We start from the raw sequence: 3,963 nt of genomic DNA on the forward strand, positions 1-3,963 counted from the left end.
CTACTTTTCCCCGCCATGGGCTGGTCAGCTGCTAAAGCGGCGGGTGCAGACAGCACAACACATCCGGCAATAAGCAACACTTTGGGGAAATTCATGGCACGTTCTCCTTGAATCATAAGTGAAAACACTTGAAATACACTGGATCAGGCTCGATCGCCTTTTAGCGCCATTTTCCCTTAGATGAGAAAACAAATGGTGGTAGAACGGCCTTCCAGGTCAGCCAAATTTATCGCTGATAGTTCTTATGATCAGACTGATATACTTTTCCTGACAGCGATTACCTATCCAGTTTTTTTGTTGCCGCTGTTCGTCTTAACTAGAAAGCTAAAAATAGAATTAAGCCTAGCTATACTTTTTAATCATATTTTATTCTTACTTCAACATGATGTACCACAATGCACAGATTTCATAACAAACAAAAATTATTAGGACATAATAGATTACAAAGCTAAAAAGGCTGTATAGCTAAAGCTTTAGATGATATTTAACTGAATACGCTAACAATTTAATAGTGGAGATAATTCCGCAAAAATGGACAGTAAACTTCCTAATTCCAGTTGAGATACACGATACAAACTCATGTACTCGATTAAGCTCAGTTATATACAGGCATAACAAAGCCTTCAAACATTAAATTTAAAGGCTTTTATATTCCGCTGGATTTCTTCAGGTGACGTCAATTAAACTCAAATCACAATCTATTAATTTAAAAACCATGCTGGCGATCCGAAATCTATGAGAGGTGCTAGTTGTAGAACTGGGTGAGCACTTAACTTCATCTAAGGATAGCCGTTAAGTGAGGAGAACCAAACGTTTGAGTTAAATCGCGCAGTGAAGCAACGTCGACTTAAATGAATTGTTAGATGCCCACCGCTCAACCGCGAAATGCTGCCTCAATCGTGGAAATGTCGATTTTTTTCATCGGCATCATCGCATCGAAGGCGCGTTTGGCGGCTGCACGGTCAGGACTGGTATATGCTTTGGTTAGGACGATCGGCGTAATCTGCCAAGAGATACCCCACTTGTCTTTACACCAGCCGCACTCGCTCTCCTGACCGCCATTGCCGACGATCGCATTCCAGTAGCGATCAGTTTCGTCTTGATCTTCGGTTGCAACCTGAAACGAGAACGCTTCGTTATGCTTGAATGTTGGTCCACCGTTAAGTCCGACGCACGCAACACCCATCACGGTGAACTCGACAGTCAATACGTCTCCTTCCTTCCCCGATGGATAATCCCCAGGTGCTCGGTGTACTGCACCGATCGATGAATCTGGAAATGTCTCAGCGTAAAATCGCGCAGCGCCTTCAGCGTCGTTATCGTACCAAAGGCAGATCGTGTTCTTTGCAATATTCATCATTTCACCTCTTCGTTAAGAATAGGTCTACGTTATTTTGCAGGACTGTAACGTGTCTCATATATGGGTTTAACTCAGCGATAAGACACCTTTTTTATATTTAACTAAAAAATGAAATAAACCTATTTCATAATTGTATTTTTATTAATCTAAACGTATGTGTTAGTGATGAAAATTATTGGTTTTCGTAGTGTTTAATGGAACTAGGTATTCATCAAAAAATGTTTTATGCATCGATTTCATAACAAACAAAATCATTAGCTTGACTTGGTTGCACAATCCCATTATTAACGGTTTATTCACCACTCTAATTCGAAAATGAATAAGCCAACATCTGAAATTTACCCTACAACCAATTGGTCACATTTCCATAGCCTGATTACAATAATCAATAAACCGATAAGTCCAATGATACTTACTCTATCTGACCACTCTCCCAATAATAAGATTGTATTACCCTCCGTAAAAACGGAAAGTTAACTCGTTAATTTAAGTTGATTATGCTGAGATTGAGGTGATATTAAGCTCAGTAAAAGATGATTCATGAATAGATTTTAGCGATATTGCCTGGAAAGAAAGATAGACTTCGAACGTATCCAACCTAGACAAATCTGGTTTTACTAAGAGTTTATCGCAACCATTTTAAATAGCCGGACGTATTACGGCAGATAATACCCCGCTCAATCCTAACTAAATATTGGCGGGGTTTTTCTTATTAGCTGTGATCATGGGGCAATTCTTATTTAGATTTATTGTCGCTTGGTTTTTATGTCATGCATAAACACATGTCCAAGTGGCTGCTGAGTGTAAGTGACTAGATGGATTCTTTGTTGGACAGGTGTTTTAGCTGTACAATAAACTGGCGGATAAGGTCGCTCCTGAAAGGCATTTAACCTGAATACTTTCCGCGCCCAATTTTGGGTATTTTGCAGAGGTGCAGAGCCGTGATAGATATCATAAGCAAAGAAAAGCTCATCGAAATTTTAAACCAAGAAATTGAAGAACAAAAAGTGACTGGTGCTCAATTATTTGTACCAAATAATGATTTTCCGTTAATTAAAAAGGTTACATTTTATCGTTTAACACAAGAAGGTCAGCTTCAATGGTGGTCTGATCATCAACAAGCTTGGGAGACATGTTACAACCCAAAACAAGTTGTTAAATTGAAACTATTGCCAGAGATGAGTTGAAAAATAGCCACCTTCCGGTGGTTTTTAATAGAAGAGTGAAATGTAAAAGCCGTGTTTCATATCAATCCCCATGCAAATATCACCTGCATTCTAAAAGGCTAGTTACACAAATGATGATTGTTGTCTATTGAATAACTCTATCGAATGTTTGAGGATGATATTCTCTTGGTTAAATAAGTGATGGATCGCCATGAAAGATGAAGAAAAGCCTTTAGATTTCGATGATGATGAAGAGCCTCTAGACCTTGAAGATGAAGAATTTATCAATGATAAGAAAGAGGATGAGATGTACAACACTATTACTAAAGATGGTTCAAGTGTTGATCCCGCAGATGATGGAACCCGTCATATTCGCCCAGAGGACGGAGATCCCATTGAAATCGAAGAGTAAAGAATAGGCCCAATTCAATATTGGGCTTTTTATTGCCTATTAAAAATAGAAGTAAAATTAAAAAAGTCCCTCATATACATTTACCGCTCCGAAAACTAATTGAGATTTAGCACAAATGTAATTTATTTGTTATTTTATCAACACTTAAAGAGGGATTTAAAATGAAAAAATTATTAATTATTTTGATGGGTGGATTAGGGGGTCGTTGGATGCACTTCAATCCAAGTTAAAAATACAGATGGCTTTCAGCCTCAGGCAGTAAAACAAATATGTATTATTAAAAATCCTAAAGTAATAGTTAATGGATTTGAAGAGTCTTTAGTAAGAAGCTTTGCGAGATATAATATTGGTGCGAGAGTTTATCCTGAAAACTCAGACCTAACCCATTGTGAAACCACCATGGATTATACAGCTTTGCGCACTTGGGATATCGTAACATACCTTAGTTATGCAAAATTAACATTAATGAAAGATAGCAAAGTGGTTTCAAATGCTGAGTTTAGATTAAAAGGAAATGGTGGTTTCGCATTAAACAAATGGCGTAGCACAGATACTAAGATTGATGAGTTAGTAGATGAGCTTATGGGAGTAAAAAGCAGAAAGTAGTTTGCTTTAAATTTGCAAAAAGCCCCATTGTGGTTTTTTTTAATACCTTAATCACCGATTAAACTGGCAATGAAATGAACTGAGATTAGATAAAAGTCAATCGGCCCATTGTCTGCGCTTAATATTTGTTCTTTTCATAACCTTGTACATCTGTCAGTTCAATAAAACGTGCAATGTACATGGCAGTGTACACGGTGCATGTAAACTATAGCTAGTTATGTCCAGGCATAAAAAAAGGCTTAATCCCTTTAGGATTAAGCCTTTCAGTTCCTAAACTTGGCATATTTTGCCATGTTCGGGAAGGTATTTGGTAAGCATCCGGTGAAGCCTACTTCAGTCAGGCAGGCTTCCACTTATGCGGCAACAATTCTTCAATCTGGCTCATTTTCTGTGTCGGCAGTCTTTTCAGCACATCACTG

At 38.0% G+C, this 3,963-nt stretch carries 4 protein-coding genes; 3 read left to right on the top strand and 1 reads right to left on the bottom strand.

From position 1 onward, the window contains the following. Nucleotides 1-874: 874 nt before the first annotated feature. The gene (locus HLH14_RS12995) at nucleotides 875-1,357 is read right to left on the bottom strand and encodes a VOC family protein (RefSeq protein ID WP_212815907.1); all 483 of its coding nucleotides are present in this window, start codon (nucleotides 1,355-1,357) and stop codon (nucleotides 875-877) included. A gap of 944 nt (nucleotides 1,358-2,301) precedes the next feature. Here HLH14_RS12995 and HLH14_RS13000 point away from each other — a divergent pair. The 3 genes from HLH14_RS13000 to HLH14_RS13010 all read left to right on the top strand — a co-directional run bounded on the left by HLH14_RS13000 (nucleotide 2,302) and on the right by HLH14_RS13010 (nucleotide 3,544). Continuing rightward, nucleotides 2,302-2,547, top strand: a complete 246-nt coding sequence (locus HLH14_RS13000; RefSeq protein ID WP_067726303.1) for a hypothetical protein — start codon at nucleotides 2,302-2,304, stop codon at nucleotides 2,545-2,547. Between the two features lie 190 nt (nucleotides 2,548-2,737). Beyond that, complete coding sequence (locus HLH14_RS13005) at nucleotides 2,738-2,938, top strand: hypothetical protein (RefSeq protein WP_067726305.1); 201 nt, start codon at nucleotides 2,738-2,740, stop codon at nucleotides 2,936-2,938. Between the two features lie 219 nt (nucleotides 2,939-3,157). Next, complete coding sequence (locus tag HLH14_RS13010) at nucleotides 3,158-3,544, top strand: Sbal_3080 family lipoprotein (protein ID WP_328703895.1); 387 nt, start codon at nucleotides 3,158-3,160, stop codon at nucleotides 3,542-3,544. Nucleotides 3,545-3,963 lie beyond the last annotated feature (419 nt).

This window comes from Acinetobacter terrae (assembly GCF_013004375.1).
GTDB classification, from domain to species: Bacteria; Pseudomonadota; Gammaproteobacteria; order Pseudomonadales; family Moraxellaceae; genus Acinetobacter; species Acinetobacter terrae.